The sequence below is a fragment of the Paenibacillus xylanexedens genome, from assembly GCF_007680605.1.
GTDB classification, from domain to species: Bacteria; Bacillota; Bacilli; order Paenibacillales; family Paenibacillaceae; genus Paenibacillus; species Paenibacillus xylanexedens_B.
The window spans coordinates 1010859-1032829 of record NZ_VEIO01000001.1 but is presented as its reverse complement, the minus strand read 5'-3'; the positions used below and the strand labels follow the sequence as shown (position 1 = coordinate 1032829).

Here is a 21971-nt window from a genome sequence, read left to right as displayed (position 1 = left end):
CGTTTTAACGTTGCATTTGCCCGAAAAGATACGACAAAACTATGTCCACTCTTGCCAATGTTGCTCCAGAAAACTCACTTCTCTCTCATAGTGAGCAAGATGACCTTCTTCAACCATCTTCACAAAGGCAGCTTCTCCTGCTGCTGCTCGATCCTCTAATGTTTTGCACATAAAGCGAATACGGGACACGACCCAATGTTTCAGATCAGGTGGAACATCTAACCCGTAAGCTTTCATAAACATTTCAATGCGTTTCTTTCGAACATTAGCGTTCTTTTCTCTATCATATGAATCAACTGATTTCCCTTGACCTTCAAGCTTGGGCGAAAAATTGGCTAGGGGTACGCAAGTATATAAAGTGTAGGCGATATCCCACAGCCTGGGGCCTGGGCAAGCCAGATCAAAATCAATAATACCCTGCGGCAAACTATGTCTGAACACGATGTTGTATAAAGCAAAATCGTTATGGCACACGACTTCGGAATGCTCTGAATTTGTATCTACTGATTCATGTAAGCGTTCATCTCTACCTATACCTGGATAAAAGTTATCAGGCTGTCCCACCGTGGTGAAATTTACGGTTGCATTGTGATAGTCTCTTAATAAACGGGCAACGGCAATTAGTGATTCGTCTGACCACATATAACTTTCGATCTCTGGATAATCATTACCCGGGACGTCTCCGTCAAGGTAAGAGAGCATTTCTCTACCCTTCTCATCCATGCCGAGGTACCTCGGCGCCTGATGGAAGCCTTCTTTTTCCAGATGCAACAGCAGTTCACGTACATAACGATTCGGATGGGCACTCCGGCGAACCGTATCTCCAACGCGCACAACTTCATTCACGTTACCGCCTGTTAACTTCTCCTCCGGTAGTTCAGACAACTTGCATCCTCCTCTATTTGTAATTCTCTGGGCGCTCCTGCTGACGTTTATTTTTGTTTTTCATTCAAAATGAATCTCACTATACAGTCCAGTCAAAAAGGTCTTTAGCGTTTGAGCCAGTGCATAGTGGTTGGGCAGGTCTTTAGCAATGACACCCCCAATATTACCTGCCTCGCCTTGGGTTAGGCAGGTTAGTTGAAGCTCATTCGAATTTCCATGTATGTATGAGAGCAAGTATTCCATTGGATTTTCTTGTTCTTGATATATTCGAATTTTGGTACCTGCCCAGATCGGCTCCTGATCCTGAATCTCTTCCACTTGAATCCATACCTCTGTTGTCAAAACAACAACCTCCTTCAATACAATTCATCTCAATTATAATCCATTTTTCTTCCATTAAGGAATTTTTATAACCCTTTAAACGAGGTATGCAGCAGCTTTTATCCCGGAGTTTTCACCTATGCTTCTACGAATGAAACTACAGCTAGTTTCAAGGGGGCGTGTTTCCCTACATATCAAATAGCACCGTCATCTCTGACGGCGCCTGGTATACTCTTTTACTATTCCCGAGTTATCTCACGTAGCTAAAATATGATGTAACTCCATATGACTTTCGAGAAAAGTAGCACGTTCGACATGGTACAAATCATATATGGACTGCTTCACATTAATGGCTTGCATGACCTCTGGGTAGAGATCGTTGGAAAATTTAGCGTAAGGTAGTTTTTCTACCGCTTTGCGGGAACGAACATTTTGCTTGCGTATTTTCATAAAAACCGTCTGTATATCATGTTCAAGAAACAGTTCTGTCAAAAACGCGGACTTCGCTCGCTGGCTGTATCCTTGTCCGAAATAAGGAGCACCAATCCAAGTTGCCAGAAATCCAGTCTGGTTGACCATGTGATACAGATCAATGGTACCGATTGCGGTTCCAACCTCATTCAAAATCGTACGCGTTATAACGCTTCCCTGTTCTTCTTCTGCGATCAACTGCCTTGTTAAAAACATAAATTCCTCTTGCGACTGACATGCATAACGAACATAAGGGGAAACTGCGGGATCCATCATCAAGCTGTGCAGAGATTGACATTCATGCAGCTCACGCTTCTTCAACATTCTGTCTACCACCCAATCCTTCAAGTTCGCTAGATCAAAGCAAAATTAAGTATAACCATGATTGTGTGGCATTTAATGAATTCTGCTTGCGGCTTGTGTAAAATTCATGGGAAATTACGAGTAAACTCGCACCACGCTTTTTTGAGAAAACACGCTAAAGCGACATGTCCCTGGTTATAAGAAACATGCCGCTCGATTCTTGCTTCTGACAATATCAATTACTGCATGCCCTGCATAATGGCATTAATGATATTTTGCTGTGTTACCGTATTGTTAAATCGGTTGAAGAGCGCGAATCCATGTTGGCCGTTGAACCCGTTATCCCAATAAACCGGAACCATTTTGTATTTTTTCGCCTTGGCGGTCACCGCTTTGGCATAAACAGCACGATAGGTACTGTTGCTGGAATCATAAGAAGATTTGTCAATGGAACCGAACTCACCCATAACGACTGGATAACCTTGAGTTACAAATTTATCGTACATGGACTTGAACTGAGATTCCAAGTAATCCTCTTGCCCCCATGTCGATCTTTTGGAAGGACTCGTCGCGGTAGCTCCCCATTGCGTAATGTTTCCATTTTCTTCACCAGCAAAATCCCATGGCGAGTAATAGTGTGCCGAGATCATAATTCGCTTCTGAGAGCTTGGAATGGCGGAAGATCTGAAATTATCATTTGGAACGACAAAACCGTAATTGCCCACAGTGTAGTCAATGTTTGTATTCCAGCCTGGAACAAGCAACCATCTTGCATTATTATTGCCGCCTGTTTTGCGAACGGTATCCACAAAGATCTGATTGTACGCGTTCAAGTTGCCATAATAAGACGTATTCGGATTGTTGTAATTTCCGTCAAACACCTCATTCATCGATTCAAAAATAAGACGTTCGTTATAATTGCTGAACTTGGTGGCCACTTGTTGCCACACCTTTTGATACTTCTCCCGAATAACGTTCTGATTGCCACTGTTCACATGTAACCACGAGCCCGGAATCGAGTGGAACCCGTCTCCATGCATATTGATGACTACATATAAACCTTCGTTATACGCATAGTCCACCACTTGCTGTATACGATTAAGCCAAGATGCGTTCACTGTATAATTGGGGGCGCTTCCAATATAGTTCAGATAAGAAACCGGTATACGAATCGTTTTAAAACCTGCCGCTTTTACCTTTTTGATCAGCTCAGGTGTGATCGTTGGATTGCCCCATGACGTTTCATTCGGTGTCCCGTTCACGGTAGCTTCCAGCTGATTACCCAGATTCCAGCCTGCCCCCATCTCCGCAGTAATCTGCGCAGCGGTTAATGATCTCATGTCGGCAGCCGATGCTTTGGAGCCCCATCCCGCAAACGCCGCTGTGGCCATAAAAAGCAGTGCCAAACTGGCTATGCTAATTTTTTTAAACGTTTTCGTCATAACGGTACCTCCGCTTATTTTATTTTGGAACAAGCAGTGCAGTTATTCTAGTGATTCATCTGGATGGTTAAAAAATTGATTGATTGATTGATTGATTGATTGAAGAAATACGAAAATATATTCCTCCCTTCTCTATGAATAGAGTGGTGAGCGAAAAAACGGTTCGCACCAACATAATAACACAATTATGGTAAATAAAGTTCATTTCCTTGTCCTTTTTGACAGGTTTTTACACTTTTCAATCCTATTTGAAATGTTCGATCAGCCAAGCCATGAATTTCTCATTCCCCTTTTACTTCAAAGGATAAATCCAATGAACATCCTCTTTCTGTAGCTCATCATGAAATATGTAATTGTGATCCGCACCGACAATGCAGAGAATTCGCTTACCTGCGTGATTCTTTATCGTATTCTTCACTCGCTGGATCATAATTTGGTTACGAACCTGCCAGCGCATATTTTGCGACTTGGGGTTCATCTTATATAACCATTCGTATTTCATTCTAGTAACTTGATCGAATTCAATCGAATTAAACGGAATGTTCCCATACGAGCTAGTTTCCATTTGCTTTATAAACCAGGCGTCATCCTGTTTCTCTAGTTCTTTACGTTCCTCGGTACCATAACCTTTAAATGGATCAAAATCATTCCATACATCGAGTTCAAACCAATCAATAGGAACAAAAATAATGCGATGTTCTTCACACAATGGAAAAATCAATTCCCAATATTCACTGGCTGGTTCTCCCCAGTATCCCTTGTCTTGTGGATCATTTATATACTTCTGCCAGCTCTGTGGGTGCACCTCACCACAAATCACGTCAGGTTTGAATTCGTCAATGATTCGCTTATATAAAGTCAGTGAACAATTGTAATGCTCTCTAAGTGCTGCATTATGAATGGTTCCTAACAAACCAACCGTTGTCATCCGTTAAGCTCCTTTATCATATGAATATCTTTGGGCTCTTTGGTGTACAATTCTTCGTCCACCTCTCCCGTCATTTCACTGCCCTGGCTTTGGTAAAAAGAAACCGCTGATCTCGTTTCGGTTGACGAGATGTACAAGGATTGGGCTCCACGCATTCTTGCCTCTTCACTTAAAAAAGCAAGAATTCGTGTCCCTATTCCCTGTCGTCTGTACGCTCTGGATACATACATGAGATCGAGTTGCAACTGATTCTGCTCTTTCCCCCTAAATTGATGGGCAAGCACACCAAAGCCTACTAATCTCGTACCATCAAAAGCCCCATAAGCCATTCCCCCATGCTGCAATTCATAAACGTAACGATCCTGCATCTCTTCCAGTTGATCCTGACTCCAATTCGCGCATTCATGATCTTGTTTGTGCTCAACTAAGCTCTGTTCACTAACCTCATAAATGAGGTCGATATACTCGGAACGATCAATTTCCTGTAACTGTTTTGCATGATCCTGGTTCAAGATTTGGTATGTAATCATACTGTTCTCCTTTCTAACCCCTATTAAACTACCTACTCTGCATCTAGATTAGCGAGGTACTCGTCTTTTGTTAATCCGAACATAATAAAATCCATATGTTTCCCATGAATATAAACAACTTGACGACGAATCCCTTCTTGCACACACCCTAGTTTCCGCATCATTCTAGCAGAGCCTTCGTTACCTTCCAGCACATAATCGTTGAACTTGTGAAGTCTGCGCTCCAAGAAAGCATAACCAAGCAAAATATTCATCGCGCTTGTGCCATATCCCTGACCACGATAAGGTTGATTGATGACAATGCCGATACTGAACGTTCCGTTCCGCTCATCAATGCTGTTCAGATTAATTCCACCAATGGTATCCCCGTCAAGATTTTCGATGGTAAACATGATACGACCGTTAGTTGATGAGAATGCTATGTTCTGTTCTATAAATCGTTTAGCTCCAGCGATCGTTGGCGGAAGCTCAACAGCACATTCAAGCAAAATGCGAGCAGGAGAGTCAAAGCCCTCAGTATAACAGCTCTCCCAGTCCTCTTCTTCAAAGGCTCTCAGCCTCACCTTGTCATCTTGCCAGTAATACTGGTTATAATCGATTGTTCTCATAGTACTACCTCCCTTTAAAAAGCATATCTTGACTTGGTGATTCATCTTATTTTCAATCTGTAAATAACCTCATCATCCGAATTGGTCAGATTCTCGCTTATAAATGACATGCTTGTATATAAGTGCTGGGCAATATGATTATCTCGTTCAACGGTCAGAGAGATGATCTGACATAACGGATGTTTATAATTGATAAAATCGATGATGGCTCTTAATGCTCGTTTTCCCATACCTTGCCCTTGAAACGTCTTGTCAATCTGAAAGCCGCCAATCCAGTAATTATCTGTACTTTCAGGCGTATAACTTATATAAAAGAATCCCATGATTTTGCCTTCGATTTGCAAAACGTAAGGATCAAATGCTTCATCCCATGGTTTAATATAGGCATAAGCAAGTCCCTCCGTAATACTTGGAACCAGAAGTTTCTGGTTTTCATGTAGAGAAATTTGTAGTGCCTGTACCCAATTATCTCGCGTAACGGGATGAATCTGGATGATGTGTGTTATCATGTTATCTCCTTATTCAATCTTTAAAACATTGTTGTTGCAGGTTTATAGTAGTATTTATCTTTTCTACAGCCTGCTTCTCATTCGTAATGACAACTACATCCTTGCCATGTTTACTCGTCATCTCTATGACATCCTGAACGTCATATTGATGATTCCATTCCACAATCATCTTGCACAAATTGCTAAAGGATTGTCTGTAATTCCACGTCTGCAACCCTGTTCGAGACAGCAGAAACCTTTTAATAATCCGATAATCTCGAACCAATACATGGGGGTGCAACACAAAAATCAAATCTGCTTCAAGAATAGATGATGAAGTCCATGGTTTCAGCTGTGCTCCTTCAATGATCCAGGCATCTGAGCCAACAATAGCTTGCAGAGAACTGTCCCTAACCTCATCAGGATATCTCCTATTTTCTGCGCTTCGATCCCAAATCAGATTATCCATTTCATAGAAGGCAATGTTATATTTTCGAGACAGTTCTCTAGCTAAAGTCGATTTTCCGCTTCCGCAAGCGCCAATAATGCGAATTTTCAAATTACACTACACCTCGATTGAAAATACCGCAACTTGTTTCCCTATAATGTCCACATCCTTCTCATGGGTCATGCCATTCTTTTCCGCAACTCGCATGGAGCCTGCATTTCCGTGTTGGATCAATGAAATCAAACGCTTCTCTCCTTGTTGCAAGCCGTACTCCTTCCAGGCTTTGGCTTGCTCATACCCGTAGCCTTGTCTCCAATAGGGCTCTCGCACCCAATAACCGACTTCAAGCTCATCTTTGCCATCAATGAATTGCGGGATCAATCCAGACGTTCCAACAAGCTGTTGATCTTTTTTATTAAAGGCAAGTAAAAGTCCTTTACCTGCCTTGTTCCATTGAATAAACTTCTCTAGTGTCTGCATCGTTTCTTCTTTTGTCCATGGATTTCCGTGGCGAATATATTTCATCACGTTTGGTTCACTTGTCATGGTATATAAATGTTCAAAATCATTCTTAGTGTATTCACGAAATATAAGCCGCTCTGTTTCCATAATGCACACCACTCCTCGCTTTAAGATCTTAATTTGGTCTTCTTATAGTTTAAAACGGCAACCTTCAAACGTTAGATCATTTTGGATCAGTTTAACTGCTGATGCGATAGCCCCTTTTTGATGATCAGACAAGCTACCTTCATCCCCATTCCAATCCTTTAACCACCAGAAGAATGAACTTATATTTCGGTACTCCATGAACAAAGAAATCCGAGTGATCCATTCCTGACTTATTGGGTGTTGTTGCACATACCCTTCCAGAAAGGCGGTCAGAAACGTCTTCGCGAACTCATCCTTCGTTCCCCACTTCGGATCATGTGATCCCCACCACACCGCATGTGTAGCCGCGATCCCAATATCCAGAGCATACCAACCGCGTATCGCATCATCAAAGTCAAAGACATTAAGCTCACCATGATCAATCAAAAAATTATAAGGATGAAAATCATAATGAATTAGGCCATAACCCTCGGCCTCTCTGGGCAAATCCATCAGTTGTTGCTCCAATGCTCGAAGCTTCCCTAGGACCAAGGCATAGTCACCTGTATGCAGATGTGGATTCTCCAGTTCCAGGGGAGTCCAGTCGGCTCTAATGAACTTCGGATCTTCTGGTTGATAGCTCTGTGTTAGATGGTGTAAACTGCCCATGACGCTTCCCCATCGAGTAAATAAATCCGTATCCCATACACTCCAGTCATAATCAAAAAAATATCCGGTCGCTCCTTCAAATACCGCGGCAACATAACATTTATCCTGATCACGGCATACAGCAGTCAAATTGCCTTCTACCGTAAGAATGGGTAATGAGGCACGAACTCCCTTGGATACCAGATAGCGAACCCAGTGAACTTCTGCCCGAATAGATGTTTCATATGCTTCCGGTTTCTCCGATAACCGAAGAAAATATGTTTTATTTTGCTGATGGTATTTGTAAACCACATTCGTGGATTGACTTACTAAAACCAGAGACTCCGGAGCGAAGCCAAAGGATCGAGAAGCTTGTGAAAGTATTGCTTTAGACACCATCTTATCTCAGCTTCCTTTCCTAGCTATAAGTAAATTAGAATTCATCGTACTACAATTCCGCTAGTAATTTTCATGTTCGGAGCATAAGTCATATACGAGTTTTCATTGAGCTTTCTAGCAAAACGCTCCTCTGCCTCATACTGATGGATGGCTTCCTCGGAAGTTAATCCTCGTCCAATGAGGTGGGCAATGACTTCATCCCGGTTACCCGGGACGGCTCCTAACCCTTCTTCTTTTAACGCGTTATACAACGTATGTTTATCCGATTCATCCATCTGTTGATCTAGAAAGTTAACCCGATCGCTTACTCTGCATTCCACGCCTTTAACACCAAGCTTACTGAGCATTGTCGGAATCTTCATGCCTATATTTCCGTCTTTGCCACTCTTTCTGGCACCATACTCATACAACTTCTGAAGTACCCCCAGGTGCATAATACTGGACTGCTCCATGCCATCTATTGCATAACTCGCCATGTTGGCAATCCAGTGTGGCTCGAAACAAATCACTCGGCCTCCATCCACCACACTGCCAATCATCTTTTCCAATACCACACGTGGTTCTGACATATGTAACAAAAAAGCATGACATATCGCGATGTCATGGGTTCGTTCGACCTGCACCGTTTCAATGTCACCTTCTATTAATTCAGCTTGATAAGACGTTTGTGCAAAGAGCTCTTTCGCATGTTTAATCAGTTCTGATCCTTGATCTATACCCGTGTATCGTGAACCAACAGGCAGGAGCGGGAGTAGCTTCAGTCCCATGTAACCAAAACCACATCCATAATCAATCATATGTACGGCTTGTTTAATCTTCCAAACGCGTTCAACCAGAAATTCGAGATAATCATCGTTATAATAAAGCCAGCGTGTATTTCTCAGATACTCTATTTGGTTATCCCAATAATAATCCGACAATAGTTACACCCCTCACTTGTAAACGTATTCATATCTCCAAAGAACTTCATCTAACTTCATTTACAATTCAGCACATCCCATTCTACTCCTAAAATATGTCATAGTCTATCCAACTTCAGGATGATCTGTTCCCGAACTTCCAGCAATTATCACCAGACGGACAGTTTTGTTCATACGTCATTATCATCCGTAATATAATGCAGTGCTTCGTATCTCAGTCTCTTGATATGCTCAAGCATTTCTTCCCGTATTTCCGCATCTTTAATGTATACCGCAACGTAACTGCTATCTATGACAAGCAATGCGAGCTGACATTCACTCTCTGCATAGTCTTCATATGTCTCTATATCTATAATTGCTGTACCTTTCGGATAGGCCTTCAGATTGGCAAAGATCAAATAATAGTTGTTATCATCAATCATTTGCTGCAACTCTTCGCCTGCCATGCCCATAACCCGGTCTGGAAAAAGACTGTCTCCCAAGCTATTCTCAACCACTAGATAGGACTCTTCCCCGCCAACAAACCAGTCATAATCCGCGATTTTGATCGGTTTCAGGATTTCTCCCAAAAAGCTCCCATATTCATTTGGAATTTGAAATTGTATGCCTCTTTTCATATTGTCTCCTCGTCGTTTTACCCTTTCACTTTCCGCAAAATGATATCGATCACTTCATCCGTCGCCAGATGATCTGTCGCAATTCGGGTTTCGAATGCAACTTCCTTGAACGCATCAACACACTTCGGTGCTTGTTGATATTGCCAGCCGCCGAATTCATCTCCACGCTTGGCAAGTCGCTGATATATCGTCTCTAGCTCAGCCGTCAAACAAAAATGATGCAGGTCCGGGTCAATCTCCTTTAACCCATTATAGATGTAATCAAAGTTAACTTTTTTATAGAGCGTCATGGGAACAATCAAATGTTTATTGTATTTTTGCTTCACCTCTCTCGCAGCGTTCACCGTCAACACTTTCCAGAGTTCAATATCCTGAAAATCATCCGTGCGCTCCTGTTCTTCCCGATGTTCCTCAGGCAGAAGCTTTCGGACCATATAACCAATCTCTTCTGGATCATAGATCATGCTATTTTCAATTCTTGGCTGTAGTGCCTTTGCTGCTGAAGTCTTACCGGAACCAAATGCGCCATTAATCATGATGATCATACACCCACTCCTTCACATGAAATCATACCGGCTAAATACTATAAGTCATCTTTAATTAAAATGCAAAAATGCAAAATCCCGTCGGGATGTCCAACAGGATTTCTTATAAACTCTGGCCGCTCAAAATTTTCGATTAAGCATCTCACGCTTCGCACTTTCTTGTGTGAAAATATCCTCTCGGGGTACCATACGTTTCGGAAGTGTGCGCCCTGCCATAATTTCTTTGGCAGCCTGCATGAGCTGAGGGCCAAGTAACGGGTTACATTCCACCACGGCGTTAATCTGTCCGTCCGCCAAAATCTGCAGCGCTTTCCGTGAGCCGTCTACCGACACAATGATGATGTCCTCTCCAGGTTTCAAGCCAGCATCCTGAATCGCCTGAATAGCGCCAAAAGCCATCTCGTCATTATGTGCAAAAAGGACTTGTGGTCGTTCCTCTTCCCGAACTTGAAGAAACTCTTCCATCACTTGCCTGCCTTTGTCTTCTGTAAAATCAGCAGGGGCACTTTGCGAGAACACAATATTCTCCTTATCCCCTAAAACACTTCGGAAGCCCTCACCCCGCTGAATAGACGGCGTTGATCCGCTTGTACCCTGCAATTCAGCAATTCGAATCGTTCCTGGTATATTTCTCAGCCGGTCCTGAATATACTTTCCGGCTTTCACACCTTCTTCATAGAAATCTGAACCTATTGTCGTTACAAACAGAGAAGTATCCTTCGCGTCAACGGATCGATCTACGATAATGACAGGAATTCCGGCTTGCTTCGCTTCCTGCAGAATATCATCCCAGCCCGATTCCACCACCGGTGCAATCGCGATCACATCTACTTTTTGCTTGATAAACGAACGAACAGCCTCAAATTGTTTCGTCTGAGACTGCTCTGCATTTTTTATAATAAGGGTAATCCCGGATTCCTTGGCGGCATCCTGAATGGAGGTGGAATTGGCGATACGCCAGGCACTCTCCGTACCCAGTTGCGAAAAGCCCAATATAATCGGTTCTTTGGAAGGCAAGTTATATTCCGCTGATTGCATCCATTCCTCTAACGAGGGCAGGGATTCAACGTTTGACGGGACAGGAGAGGGCTTGGACTCGGATTCAGCCATGGTGCATCCAGAGAGACACAACAGAAGTAGCAGACTCAACCAGCTCACAACTTTTCTCACCAGATCCTTCCCCCTCAAACATCATTTATAACCGCCAATTCCCTCACAGCAATCTGATTTTACGGGTTTATCGTCAATGTGTACTGTGTAGTTAAGTTGCCTTATGTTAAAACAGGTTAATGCAATGATTTGGCGGATACTCGCCGTTCACTGAGAAGTCGTTGGAATAAAATAAAGACAAACAGCATCAGACCGATCACAATCTTCGTCCACCAGGAACTGAGCGTGCCTTCGAAACTAATTATAGTTTGGATAACCCCCTGGATCAATACACCAAGGAACGTGCCGGCTACGTAACCAACGCCACCCGTCAACAATGTTCCCCCGATAACAACCGCTGCAATCGTATCCAGTTCCATACCCATCGCGTGTAAACCATAACCGGATAACATATAGAATGTAAATACAACGCCTGCCAGCGCAGAGCAAAAACCGCTGAAGGTATACACCAAAATTTTGGTGCGGGCTACAGGAAGACCCATCAGCATGGCCGATTGCTCACTTCCGCCAATGGCGTAAACATTACGTCCAAAACGGGTGTAGTGGGCAAGGAAGATGGCAAGCAATAAGATGATCAGAGCTATGATTACATTAATGGAAACGAAGCTGCCTCCAGGTAGCGGAATCTTGGCTTGAGCAACGTCCGTATAGAACGAGTTGGTAATCGTAATGGTGTCGGTACTGATGACATAACAGAGTCCCCTTGCAAGAAACATCCCAGCGAGTGTCACAATGAAGGGCTGAATTTTAAAATAATGAATGATGGCTCCCATCAATGTGCCAAACACCGCGCCCATAATAAGCACCAAGGGAATGACAACCGTGGGCGACCAGCCTTGTTTTTCAACCAAACTCGCACTAATAATGGTTGTCAGCGCAATGACCGAACCAACGGACAGATCAATGCCCCCGGATACGATTACAAAGGTCATGCCAATCGCCGTCACAATGAGAAAAGCATTATCAATCAGCAGATTAAACAGAACTTGTGTGGAAAAGAAACCCGTGTAACGGAACGAGCCAATAGCAATCATGACAGCCAGCAAGCCAAAGGTAACCAGAACCGGGAGCAATTTTCGATTAAGATACATGGCGATTCACCCCTTGTTCAGCCGGAAACTTCCGCTTTTTCAGGCGCTCTGCCATAGTCTTGCGGAAAGCATCGGATTGGATTAGACATACGACGAGCACAACGAAGGCTTTGACAACGAGTGTAACCTCTGGCGGAACACCAATCATGTAGATGGTTGTCGTTAAGGTCTGGATAATCAGCGCACCGACCACCGTACCCATCAGATAGAAACGTCCACCATTCAGCGAAGTTCCACCGATCACGACGGCCAGAATGGCGTCCAGCTCATACCAAAGTCCGGCGTTATTACCGTCCGCACTGGATACATTGGAGCTAAGAATCAATCCTGCAATCCCCGCGCAGAGACCACAGAACACATAAACGGCAAGGATGACGGTTTTGGAACGAATGCCAGCAAGTTGGCTGGCCCGCGCGTTATTGCCAACGGACTCAATAAACAACCCGAGTGCTGTTTTTCTGGTGAGAAGAACGGCAACGAGAAGTACCGTCAATACGATGAAAATCGAAAAAGGCAACGCTGCGAGTGAACCCGCGCCAATGTACTGATATTGTGCATTGGAGACCGTTATAATCTGTCCGTCAGTGATTAATTGGGCAACACCTCGGCCAGCCACCATAAGAATGAGCGTTGCGATAATCGGTTGGATTTGAGCTACGGATACCAGTGCTCCGTTCCACACGCCAAGGACCAGAGAAAGACCGATGGATAACGCAAGTGCACTCAAAACAAGCCAGAGGGAGCTTTGATCCGTTCCTTTACTGATCGTCATACAAGCCATCGCCCCCGAGATCGCTACGATCGAACCTACGGACAGATCAATACCGCCGGTTGCAATGACTAGGGTCATACCAATGGATACCAGAATTAGCGGTGCGCCGAAATTGAGAATATCGATCAGACTGCCATATAGATTGCCTTCACGTATCACAAGCGAGAAAAAATCGGGCGAATAAAGCAAGTTAAATAATAAAAGTACACCCAGCATACATAACGGCCAAAACAAATGATGTTTTCGCATCCTGCTCATCATGACGTCAACCTCCTGCCATCGCTTTCATAATTTGCTGCTGATTGATCTCTTCACCACTGAGCTCTTTTACTTTTTTTCGGTCTCGCAGCACGGCTACCCGGTCGCTAACCCGAATCACTTCTTCCAGCTCCGAGGAAATAAACAGAACCCCCATGCCTTGCTTCGACAACGACAGCACCAGCTTCTGAATCTCTGCCTTCGCCCCAATATCAATGCCGCGTGTAGGCTCATCGAGGATCAGCAGATCGGGATTCATCAATAACCAGCGCGCAAGCAAAACTTTCTGCTGATTGCCACCACTCAGGTTTTTGATCAGCTGCTCCGGATTTTTAGGATGAATCTGTAACAGATTGATATATCTCTCCGCAAGCTCATCCTGTTTTTTTCGAGAGATAGGCTTTGACCAGCCCCGTGTCGCCTGATAGGCAAGAACAATGTTCTCCCTGATCGTCAGATCGTCGATGATCCCTTCGGTTTTGCGATTCTCCGAGCAAAAGGCAATATGTTGGTCAATCGCATGCCGCGGTGACTTTACCGAGTTACCTGTATCTGCAACCGTCAACTTGCCTTCGTCCGCACGATCTGCGCCAAAGATCAGACGAGCAATCTCTGTACGCCCCGATCCAAGCAATCCGGCCAAACCCACAACTTCTCCCTTGCGAATCGTTAAGTCAAATGGGTCAATGGCCCCTTTTCGTCCCAATCCCGTTGCGGTAATCATGACCTCCCTTGCATCTGCCTCCACTTCTGTCTCTGACTTCCTTTCGCCCGTTTGCTTTGGAAGTTCCTCCAGTATTTCGAGCTCTTTGCCAATCATCTTGAGCACGAGTTCCATACGAGGAAGCGTGGCGGCAATATACTCCCCTTCGAGTTCACCATTGCGTAGCACGGTCAGGCGATCTGACATTTCGTACACTTGGTCGAGAAAATGAGTGACGAACAGAATCGCCAGTCCTTCACTCTTCAGCTTGCGCATAATCTGGAAGAGCTGCTGCACCTCATTTTTATCCAGACTGGAAGTCGGTTCATCTAAAATAAGGACTTTGGCCGAGATGCTAAGTGCTCTAGCAATGGCGATGAGTTGCTGTACCGCTACCGAATAGGTCTGCAGGGGCGCTTTTACGTCGATGACCAGATTTAATCGTTCACGTAACAGCTTCTCCGCATCCTGGTTCATCTGTTTCCAGTTAATTCGGCCAAACTTTATCGGCTCCCGCCCGATATAAATGTTCTCTGCTACCGTCAGATTCGGACAAAGATTCACTTCCTGATATACCGTGCTGATCCCCGCTTTTTGAGCCTCCAGCGGCCCTGATATGGCAAGTGTTCGATTGTCCATCGTTACCGTACCTTCGTCGATCGAGTAAACCCCTGTCAGTACTTTGATCAATGTTGATTTTCCCGCGCCATTCTCACCCATTAGTGCATGAATTTCACCGGGAAACAGGCGAAAGCTGACGTTAGAGAGTGCTTTAACGCCTGGAAAACGTTTGGTAATGCCTGTCATTTGCAGGATGGGGGTGTGATGATCCTCCATATCCATCGCTCCTTTATTGTAGAAGCCGTTCGCATTCGATCGGCCCCCTCCGATTGGATAGAAAAAAGTCATTTAGCGACAGTGAGGTCGAAAAATGACTTTTCGGTGTTAACCGCAGCTGCTTTTAATATTGCCGTGATGGCAGTGCCTCTTTGGCTTGCTCCGATGTAAAGGTCGTTTCTTCCGTGACGATGCGAGGCTCAATCTCTTTGCCGTCCACCACAGCCTGAACCGCCTCCATCAACTGAGGTCCGAGCAGCGGGTTACATTCCACGATAAAATTGATCTTGCCATCGGCGGCGGCCTGCATCCCATCTTTCACCGCATCAACGGAGATAATGGTGATATCTACACCTGGTTTTAAACCGGCAGCTTCAATCGCCTGAATGGCGCCAAGTGCCATGTCGTCATTGTGTGCATAGAGAACATCGATTTTTTTATGGGCCTTGAGGAATGCCTGCATAACCTCTTTCCCTTTGGCACGAGTAAAGTCACCGGATTGGGACGCGATCACTTTCAGTTTGGCATTGGAACCAATGATCTCCATAAAACCTTCCTGGCGATCATTCGCTGGAGCAGAACCTGTTGTACCTTGCAGTTCAACAATATTGATCTCCTCTTGTGCATCTTTATACTTATCGCTCAGCCACTGGCCCGCTTTACGTCCTTCTTCTACAAAGTCGGAACCGATAAATGTCTTGTACAAGGATTTATCCGGTGAATCTACGGCACGGTCCGTCAGAATGACCGGAATGCCTGCATCCTTCGCTTCTTTTAAGACCGTATCCCAACCTGACTCCACCACCGGGGAAAAGGCAATCACAGTCACCTTCTGCTGAATAAAAGACCGCAAGGCTTTGATCTGATTTTCCTGTTTCTGCTGCGCGTCCGAGAATTTCAGATCATACCCGGCTTCCTTGGCAGAGTCCTGAATGGATTTGGTGTTGGCTGAACGCCAGCCGCTCTCCGCACCCACTTGAGAAAAACCAAGTGTAATCGTCTTGGAAGTCGCAGATGTACTTCCGCTATCTCCTCCAGAACTCGCTTGATTTGTACCGGATGTCCCATTACTGCTGTTACACGCCGTACTAACAAGCATAACCATTGCCAGTGTGATGGCGAGTCCCCACTTTTTTTTGCTTCGCATCATGTGATCCTCCCTTTTTCAGTTCACCTTGTGTGGTGTGATCACATTATAAAACGCTTACAACATGCACTTACATGGAATGTGATGCGAATTTTATGTAATAATTTAGTAATTGTGGAGGAGATGTTATAGAAACGTGTAATTTTTTTAGTGAATGGTGTACTATTTTGCGATACGCTTTCATTGGCTAAATTCATGTTATAATAATGCTACGTTTGGATCATGATCCCTTCAGATGGAGTGGAATACGTTGAAACTTGTTAGTTGGATAGCTTCGAGTCTCAGACTTAAATTACTCAGCATGTTCATCATCCTCAGTTCTGTACCGCTGATTATCGTTGGATTAATTTCGTACCACAAGTCATATACCGTTGTATCGAATCACAACAAAGCCTCCACCCAACTGGCTGCCGACCAGCTTGCCAGAAACATTGACATCATGTTTGAAGATACGGAACGGCTGCTAGAACTGGGCAAGAATCCACAAGTTCTACAGTATTTGTACGCGCAATCCGAGTCGTATGACGAAGCCAAGGCTATTTTACAGACCTACAATCTCTACCGCGAAACCTACAAATACGATAAGGTACTCAACATCTCATTTGTTAACTTCTATGGCAAAGGCATCAGTGAACGAAAAGGAGTGTTCAAGCTGGATCGTAACCCGCTTCGCAATCCCTATTTTCAGTATCTGGTACAGTACCCAAACGCTATATTGCGAATTCCTCATGCTGCACCTTATGCGGAATATAACCGTTTGGATGGATTCGTATACCCAAAACAGAATGCGCTTTCAATTATGACGACCGTCAAAGAACGCATTACACACGAAGTGATCGGCTTTATTGTGATTGATATGAATGATTCATTCATTGATGATTTTTTGACTACGACGAAAATTAAGGATTCCGGCTTCTTTTATATTAACGATCAATACGGGAAAACACTTTTCACACCGCCCGCAAGCGAGGCATCCCTCGCCATCATCAACCAGATCAACTCCGTGCCTCTGCACGCAGAGCAAGACAGCTTTAACTTGTCCGCAGGCTCGAAACCGCAGTTTGTTGTATATAGTACATCCAGACAGACGGGATGGAAAATCATCGGTGCTGCGCCTTTTCAAGAAATTATTACGGAGGCCAATGGTATTCGCCAGTTAATTATCATCAGTGTTTTATTAAGCGCATTCTTTGCGATTTCTTTATATTTTTTCCTGAATAACAGACTCATTCATCCCATACAGATTCTCATGAACAAGATGCGCAAAGCGGCCAGCGGATATCTGGAGGTCAAAGTCACCCCTACCGGTTCGGACGAAATCGCGGATTTAGGGCAAAGTTTCAACATTATGCTGGAGCAAATTAAAACACTTATTGACCAAAGCATCAAAGAAAATGAACAAGTCAAAATAGCCGAATTGCGAACGTTGCAAGCGCAGATTAACCCTCATTTTCTATACAACACGCTGGAGTCTATCATCTGGATGGCCGAAGCCGAAAAAAAGGAAAGTGTGATCAAGCTGGTTCAGGCGCTCTCCAAGTTCTTTCGGTTGGGTCTGAACAAAGGCTTTGATTGGGTATCGATCCAAACGGAGCTTGAACATGCACGCAATTATCTGGTAATTCAGCAGATGAGGTATCACGATATTTTGACATACGAAATCAAGGTTGAGCAGGAGCTTCAGGAGTATCCCATTCTGAAAATGACTCTACAGCCTTTGATTGAAAACGCCATCTATCATGGCATTAAAAACAAACGTGGTCAAGGGCTCATCTCGATTCAGGGTTGCTCGGACGATACAAGTATTGTGCTCACCGTGCAGGACAACGGCATTGGTATGACCACTGAACAACTAAACCAGTTGAGAGAAAAACTAGATCAACCGGCAGGCTCCCGTTCCCCTCAAGAAAATGAGCAAGACGGCGGGTTTGGTCTGCTGAATGTGCATGACCGTATTCGTCTCTATTTCGGCCCGTCCTATGGCGTTGAGATGGAAAGCACGTATATGGAAGGAAGTACGTTTCAGATTCGCATCCCCAAAAGCAAGGAGGTTCAGCATTGAAAAAGGTAATGATTGTCGATGATGAGATCGGGATTCGGGAGAACATACGTAACAGCGTACAATGGGAAAAGGAAGGTTTTCACTACTGTGGAGATGCACCGGACGGGGAGCTAGCTTTACCCTTAATCGAAGAATGGGCACCTGATATTCTCATTACCGACATTAAAATGCCGTTTATGAACGGTTTAGAGCTGGCCTCTATCATCCGTGCACAAAAACCCCAGATCAAGATCATTATTATGAGCGGACATGATGAGTTCAGTTATGCCCAGGAGGCGATCCGGCTTGGCGTTACCGAATATTGTCTTAAACCCGTTAGCGCAACAGAACTTCTTCAGATATTGCATGAAGTCAGCCAGAAGATGGATGATGAAGAACAACGACTGACTAGCCTTACAATGACCAAAGAAAAATTGCTCGCCGATCTGTGCGGGGGGCTCATCGGCACTTCGGATGCCATCGATTCTGCCAAAAAGCTCTCACTGTCTCTTTCAGCCAAATTCTACACCATCGTCATTATGGATATCAGACCCCATGATGATTCTCAAAATTCGGAGTTATTATTAAATAAAACACTTCGGATTCTGGAGGAATGCTGTAGCGTTGATGTAGAGCTCCTCTCTTACATTCGTAGTCGAACGGAACGGGTGCTGTTGCTCAAATCCAGCTCCGAAAACCGTATTATGGCTTATCTGGAACAGCTTCGAGGACAGATCCGTCTGGATCTGGAGCAACAGCTCAACTGCAGTGTCGTTATTGGCATTGGAAGTCATCAGGAACGCCTGCAAGGCATTCATGTTTCCTATCTGGAAGCAGATGAAGACAAATATATCACGCGTTTGACCCAGCAAAACAAAGCCTCGTTACGGGAGATTCACCTGGATGAGAAAATGAATATTTTGTTAGATCGCAGCCGGTTTCTTGAATTTCTCAAGATTGGTGACCCCCATCTGCGTGACAGCTTTGTGAAGGAATTCGCAGCTCCATTACAGTCGATGGACTGGAATTCTTCATCGTATGGCGTTTATTTGTTAAACGATCTTACTCTAGAATCCTTCCGTATCGCGAATCAAATCTTTCGTATGAGCGCCGACCCGGACGAGAACATTCGGAGTTTGCAGCAGATGATCCGGGGAATTACAAGCTGGGAAGCCTGTACCCAATACTTGTGTGATCTGCTCGATCAATTATGGCAGCGAAGAGCAGCCTCTTCGGGCAAATACAGTGATGTCATTGATCAGGTCAAAGCGTATGTGTCTGGGCAATACAATAACGAGCAGGTTTCCTTGAAGAGTATCTCAGCACATGTACGTATTAGCCCAAGTCATCTCAGTAAAATTTTCAGCCAGGAAACCGGTCAGACCATAACGGAATACTTAACCCAAGTGAGAATCGGCAAAGCCAAAGAACTGCTGAAAACAACGAGCAACAAGACATTTGAGATTGCATTCAAGGTTGGATATAACGATCCACACTATTTTTCAAATATATTCAAAAAGACCACCGGATGTACACCCAAGGAATATCGCACACGGGGGGCCGTGGTACCCGATGAATCATCTGTGGACATGAGAAAAGAGCCCATGTATGAGTAAGCTCCAAAGGGCTCGCTGGCTCTTGTTGTTGATCTTGTTTGCATCACTGGTAACCTCTTGCACAAGAGTCCCTTCGAGTCCAACGATACATTCGGAATCAGGCGCTTTACATCCCAAAAGTCAGGAAATAAGCCAGTATGTTGCTACAGCTGTGGAACCATCCGCGTCCAAAAACAAAACCTTCGGAATCATCTATCCGATGACCTATCCGACATATGAGATGATTACGATGGATGCTGCGCAATCTGCTGAAAAACATCATGTGACGCTTACCGTCAACGCGCCAGACGAAGCAAGTACCGAACAGCAAATTCGCATTCTGGAAAACATGATCAAACAACATGTTGACGGGATCGCCATCGCTCCTATTGATATTGCCGCGCTTACACCGGTCATTCATAAAGCTACGGCAGCAGGTATTCCGGTGATTACATTTGAATCCGATGCCCCTTCCAGCGAACGGGTGGCGTATGTCGGAGCAGACAATTATCAAACCGGGCGACAGTTTGCTCAGACCACAGCCAGGCTACTGAATAATGAAGGCATGATTCTGGTCGAAAGTGGTATGGAAGAGATGGTTGGTCTGCAACAGCGTCTGGACGGTTTCATAGATTATATTCGTAATGACACCGACATCGAAATTTTGGAAGTCAGATACAATCAAGGCAATGAAGATCGAGCCGTCAACGATATTGAATCGATGATTGATGCACACCCCCATTTTAATGCCGTTGTGGGGCTGGATTTTGTATCCGTTTCAGCCTCTGCACTCGTTTGGAAAGCCAAGGGCTTGAACCGGCATCTTATTGCTTTTGGTGGCAATTCAATTAGTGAGGAAGGACTGTTAAATGGGCAGATATCAGCCGTGATTTCGCAAAACGAACAGGTATGGGGAACAAAAATGATTGAGACGTTGCTGCGTGCAAGTGAAGGACTTCCTGTTGAGAATTTTATTAACACGGGGATAAAGGAAATCAACCAAACTGAGGTTACATCTGAATAGTAACGAATCAAAATCACCCTATAGCAATACCCTTTCAGAGGGCTTAGCTATAGGGTATATTTAATCGGATCATGTAAAGAGTATTATCTTTTTTAAGACACTTCTGCTACGACTGAAGACCGCAAGCCCTCAATGAGGATAAATAACGTCAAGGCTTGTCCATACCCCATCGGACTGATCGGTATATCTTTATAAAACTGTGCATCATTCCCCACAGGCGTTCCATAAGATACCTGCTGCACAACTCCGTCTTCATTAATATGTCGGAGCACGGCTTCAAGCGCCTTCATGCCGATACCCCGATAGGACTCGTCCAGGTAGCCGTACCGGATTCCCTTGAGAATTCCGTATCCAAACGCTGCCGTTGCAGACGTTTCTTTGTAGGAGTCTGGATCATCCAGTACCGTGTGCCACATGCCATCCTCATGCTGCAGCTTGCTAAGTGCTCTGACTTGCGCAGTCGCTGTATCCAGTAGATAAGCCTTCAGCCCATCTTCAATGGGGATGATATTTAGAAAATCCATCACTCCGGCCGTATACCACGCATTGCCTCTCCCCCAATGAACAGCACCATAGTTATGGTTTTCATTGAAATCCCAGCCGTGATAGAACAATCCGGTTTGTTTATTGTACAGATATTTAATATGCACAAGGAACTGTCGCTTGGCTTCTTCCACATAGGCTGGTTTCTCAAAGTGTACTCCTGCTTTGGCCAAAAACAACACCGTCATAAACAGTGTATCAATCAGAATTTGTCCGTCATTCGCATCTCCCGTGATCATATGCTGGAACGCGCCATCTCCGGTTCGCAGCAGTTCCTCCATAATCCAGTTGCTCCATTCTTCACAGACACGTTCATACTTCTCGTTCCCGGTCAATTCACATATTGAAATCAACGTAAGCAACGGTGCACAGGTATTCACATTTTTCTCTGGTAGTCCTTCGTTGAGCCTAGCATCGTACCATGATTCAAGAAAACGAAGCACCTCTGCGTCCTTTGTTGCTTCATAGAGCTGAAGGAGACCGTAAAGTCCGACCCCTTGCGGCCATTCCCATAGATGAATGTCGATCAGCCCAATCGGAAACTGCTCGTTGATGCTTGTATTTTTCATCGATTTCATCGCATCGGATACCTTGTTTATGTTCTCCAGAAGTACCTCTTGATTCGGCATTTTGGCTGTCACTCCCTAGA

General features: G+C 44.5%; 23 protein-coding genes. 3 read left to right on the top strand and 20 right to left on the bottom strand.

The genetic code is table 11. From position 1 onward, the window contains the following. Positions 1-39 precede the first annotated feature (39 nt). From FS818_RS04800 to FS818_RS04710, 19 genes are all read right to left on the bottom strand, one after another. Entirely contained in the window at positions 40-885 is an 846-nt protein-coding gene (locus FS818_RS04800) for an aminoglycoside phosphotransferase family protein (RefSeq protein WP_145330094.1), read from the bottom strand. 60 nt (positions 886-945) lie between these two features. After that, positions 946-1227 carry a hypothetical protein gene (locus FS818_RS04795; protein WP_397351712.1) on the bottom strand — a complete coding sequence of 94 codons (282 nt, stop codon included), beginning with the start codon at positions 1225-1227 and terminating at the stop codon, positions 946-948. Positions 1228-1461: 234 nt separating this feature from the next. Next, positions 1462-2001: a GNAT family N-acetyltransferase gene (locus FS818_RS04790; protein ID WP_145330092.1), complete on the bottom strand. Its 540-nt coding sequence runs from the start codon at positions 1999-2001 to the stop codon at positions 1462-1464. Between the two features lie 218 nt (positions 2002-2219). Then, positions 2220-3422: a glycoside hydrolase family 5 protein gene (locus FS818_RS04785; protein ID WP_145330090.1), complete on the bottom strand. Its 1203-nt coding sequence runs from the start codon at positions 3420-3422 to the stop codon at positions 2220-2222. A gap of 292 nt (positions 3423-3714) precedes the next feature. Next, positions 3715-4350: a hypothetical protein gene (locus FS818_RS04780; RefSeq protein WP_145330088.1), complete on the bottom strand. Its 636-nt coding sequence runs from the start codon at positions 4348-4350 to the stop codon at positions 3715-3717. Continuing rightward, positions 4347-4880, bottom strand: a complete 534-nt coding sequence (locus FS818_RS04775) for a GNAT family N-acetyltransferase (RefSeq protein WP_145330086.1) — start codon at positions 4878-4880, stop codon at positions 4347-4349. Before FS818_RS04775 ends, FS818_RS04780 begins: the two co-directional genes overlap by 4 nt. Before the next feature lie 32 nt (positions 4881-4912). After that, entirely contained in the window at positions 4913-5488 is a 576-nt protein-coding gene (locus FS818_RS04770; protein WP_145330084.1) for a GNAT family N-acetyltransferase, read from the bottom strand. A 41-nt stretch (positions 5489-5529) separates the two neighbouring features. Further along, on the bottom strand, positions 5530-5997 hold the full coding sequence (locus FS818_RS04765) for a GNAT family N-acetyltransferase (RefSeq protein ID WP_145330082.1): 468 nt from the start codon (positions 5995-5997) through the stop codon (positions 5530-5532). A 13-nt stretch (positions 5998-6010) separates the two neighbouring features. Further along, positions 6011-6535, bottom strand: a complete 525-nt coding sequence (locus FS818_RS04760) for a shikimate kinase (protein ID WP_145330081.1) — start codon at positions 6533-6535, stop codon at positions 6011-6013. A gap of 6 nt (positions 6536-6541) precedes the next feature. Beyond that, positions 6542-7033 (bottom strand): GNAT family N-acetyltransferase, encoded by a 492-nt coding sequence (locus FS818_RS04755; protein ID WP_145330079.1) that lies wholly within the window; start codon positions 7031-7033, stop codon positions 6542-6544. Positions 7034-7075: 42 nt separating this feature from the next. Then, a complete protein-coding gene (locus FS818_RS04750; RefSeq protein WP_145330077.1) occupies positions 7076-8059 on the bottom strand; it encodes a phosphotransferase enzyme family protein in 984 nt (327 codons plus the stop codon). A gap of 41 nt (positions 8060-8100) precedes the next feature. Next, positions 8101-8979, bottom strand: coding sequence for a class I SAM-dependent methyltransferase (locus FS818_RS04745; RefSeq protein WP_145330075.1), 879 nt, complete (start codon positions 8977-8979; stop codon positions 8101-8103). 170 nt (positions 8980-9149) lie between these two features. Next, entirely contained in the window at positions 9150-9596 is a 447-nt protein-coding gene (locus FS818_RS04740) for a DUF2691 family protein (RefSeq protein WP_145330073.1), read from the bottom strand. Between the two features lie 17 nt (positions 9597-9613). Then, positions 9614-10141, bottom strand: coding sequence for an AAA family ATPase (locus tag FS818_RS04735; RefSeq protein WP_145330071.1), 528 nt, complete (start codon positions 10139-10141; stop codon positions 9614-9616). A 120-nt stretch (positions 10142-10261) separates the two neighbouring features. After that, positions 10262-11311 carry an ABC transporter substrate-binding protein gene (locus tag FS818_RS04730; RefSeq protein ID WP_145330069.1) on the bottom strand — a complete coding sequence of 350 codons (1050 nt, stop codon included), beginning with the start codon at positions 11309-11311 and terminating at the stop codon, positions 10262-10264. Between the two features lie 116 nt (positions 11312-11427). Next, positions 11428-12402: a galactofuranose ABC transporter, permease protein YjfF gene (gene yjfF, locus FS818_RS04725; protein ID WP_145330067.1), complete on the bottom strand. Its 975-nt coding sequence runs from the start codon at positions 12400-12402 to the stop codon at positions 11428-11430. Further along, positions 12392-13432 (bottom strand): ABC transporter permease, encoded by a 1041-nt coding sequence (locus tag FS818_RS04720; RefSeq protein WP_260989781.1) that lies wholly within the window; start codon positions 13430-13432, stop codon positions 12392-12394. The genes yjfF and FS818_RS04720 overlap by 11 nt, the downstream gene beginning before the upstream one ends. A gap of 7 nt (positions 13433-13439) precedes the next feature. Then, positions 13440-15044: a sugar ABC transporter ATP-binding protein gene (locus FS818_RS04715; RefSeq protein WP_313960458.1), complete on the bottom strand. Its 1605-nt coding sequence runs from the start codon at positions 15042-15044 to the stop codon at positions 13440-13442. A gap of 52 nt (positions 15045-15096) precedes the next feature. Beyond that, entirely contained in the window at positions 15097-16119 is a 1023-nt protein-coding gene (locus FS818_RS04710; protein WP_145330061.1) for an ABC transporter substrate-binding protein, read from the bottom strand. Positions 16120-16420: 301 nt separating this feature from the next. On the opposite strand from FS818_RS04710, the gene FS818_RS04705 reads away from it, so the two are divergent. The 3 genes from FS818_RS04705 to FS818_RS04695 are packed head-to-tail and all read left to right on the top strand — an operon-like array spanning position 16421 to position 20779. Continuing rightward, the gene (locus FS818_RS04705) at positions 16421-18181 is read left to right on the top strand and encodes a sensor histidine kinase (RefSeq protein WP_260989780.1); all 1761 of its coding nucleotides are present in this window, start codon (positions 16421-16423) and stop codon (positions 18179-18181) included. Beyond that, a complete protein-coding gene (locus tag FS818_RS04700; RefSeq protein ID WP_145330057.1) occupies positions 18178-19776 on the top strand; it encodes a response regulator transcription factor in 1599 nt (532 codons plus the stop codon). The genes FS818_RS04705 and FS818_RS04700 overlap by 4 nt, the downstream gene beginning before the upstream one ends. Continuing rightward, entirely contained in the window at positions 19769-20779 is a 1011-nt protein-coding gene (locus tag FS818_RS04695; RefSeq protein WP_145330055.1) for a sugar ABC transporter substrate-binding protein, read from the top strand. The genes FS818_RS04700 and FS818_RS04695 overlap by 8 nt, the downstream gene beginning before the upstream one ends. 92 nt (positions 20780-20871) lie before the next feature. Here the strand turns inward: FS818_RS04695 and bglB are convergent, their stop codons facing one another. Continuing rightward, entirely contained in the window at positions 20872-21951 is a 1080-nt protein-coding gene (bglB, locus tag FS818_RS04690) for a beta-galactosidase BglB (RefSeq protein ID WP_145330053.1), read from the bottom strand. Positions 21952-21971 lie beyond the last annotated feature (20 nt).

What these genes read in the sequence shown, in the direction of transcription:
- FS818_RS04790 (WP_145330092.1), bottom strand. Translation starts at nt 2,001, where the DNA reads ATGTTGAAGAAGCGTGAGCTGCATGAATGTCAATCTCTGCACAGCTTG.
- FS818_RS04785 (WP_145330090.1), bottom strand. Translation starts at nt 3,422, where the DNA reads ATGACGAAAACGTTTAAAAAAATTAGCATAGCCAGTTTGGCACTGCTT.
- FS818_RS04780 (WP_145330088.1), bottom strand. Translation starts at nt 4,350, where the DNA reads ATGACAACGGTTGGTTTGTTAGGAACCATTCATAATGCAGCACTTAGA.
- FS818_RS04775 (WP_145330086.1), bottom strand. Translation starts at nt 4,880, where the DNA reads ATGATTACATACCAAATCTTGAACCAGGATCATGCAAAACAGTTACAG.
- FS818_RS04770 (WP_145330084.1), bottom strand. Translation starts at nt 5,488, where the DNA reads ATGAGAACAATCGATTATAACCAGTATTACTGGCAAGATGACAAGGTG.
- FS818_RS04765 (WP_145330082.1), bottom strand. Translation starts at nt 5,997, where the DNA reads ATGATAACACACATCATCCAGATTCATCCCGTTACGCGAGATAATTGG.
- FS818_RS04755 (WP_145330079.1), bottom strand. Translation starts at nt 7,033, where the DNA reads ATGGAAACAGAGCGGCTTATATTTCGTGAATACACTAAGAATGATTTT.
- FS818_RS04750 (WP_145330077.1), bottom strand. Translation starts at nt 8,059, where the DNA reads ATGGTGTCTAAAGCAATACTTTCACAAGCTTCTCGATCCTTTGGCTTC.
- FS818_RS04740 (WP_145330073.1), bottom strand. Translation starts at nt 9,596, where the DNA reads ATGAAAAGAGGCATACAATTTCAAATTCCAAATGAATATGGGAGCTTT.
- FS818_RS04735 (WP_145330071.1), bottom strand. Translation starts at nt 10,141, where the DNA reads ATGATCATCATGATTAATGGCGCATTTGGTTCCGGTAAGACTTCAGCA.
- yjfF (WP_145330067.1), bottom strand. Translation starts at nt 12,402, where the DNA reads ATGTATCTTAATCGAAAATTGCTCCCGGTTCTGGTTACCTTTGGCTTG.
- FS818_RS04720 (WP_260989781.1), bottom strand. Translation starts at nt 13,432, where the DNA reads ATGAGCAGGATGCGAAAACATCATTTGTTTTGGCCGTTATGTATGCTG.
- FS818_RS04715 (WP_313960458.1), bottom strand. Translation starts at nt 15,044, where the DNA reads ATGACTTTTTTCTATCCAATCGGAGGGGGCCGATCGAATGCGAACGGC.
- FS818_RS04710 (WP_145330061.1), bottom strand. Translation starts at nt 16,119, where the DNA reads ATGCGAAGCAAAAAAAAGTGGGGACTCGCCATCACACTGGCAATGGTT.
- FS818_RS04705 (WP_260989780.1), top strand. Translation starts at nt 16,421, where the DNA reads ATGTTCATCATCCTCAGTTCTGTACCGCTGATTATCGTTGGATTAATT.
- FS818_RS04695 (WP_145330055.1), top strand. Translation starts at nt 19,769, where the DNA reads ATGAGTAAGCTCCAAAGGGCTCGCTGGCTCTTGTTGTTGATCTTGTTT.
- bglB (WP_145330053.1), bottom strand. Translation starts at nt 21,951, where the DNA reads ATGCCGAATCAAGAGGTACTTCTGGAGAACATAAACAAGGTATCCGAT.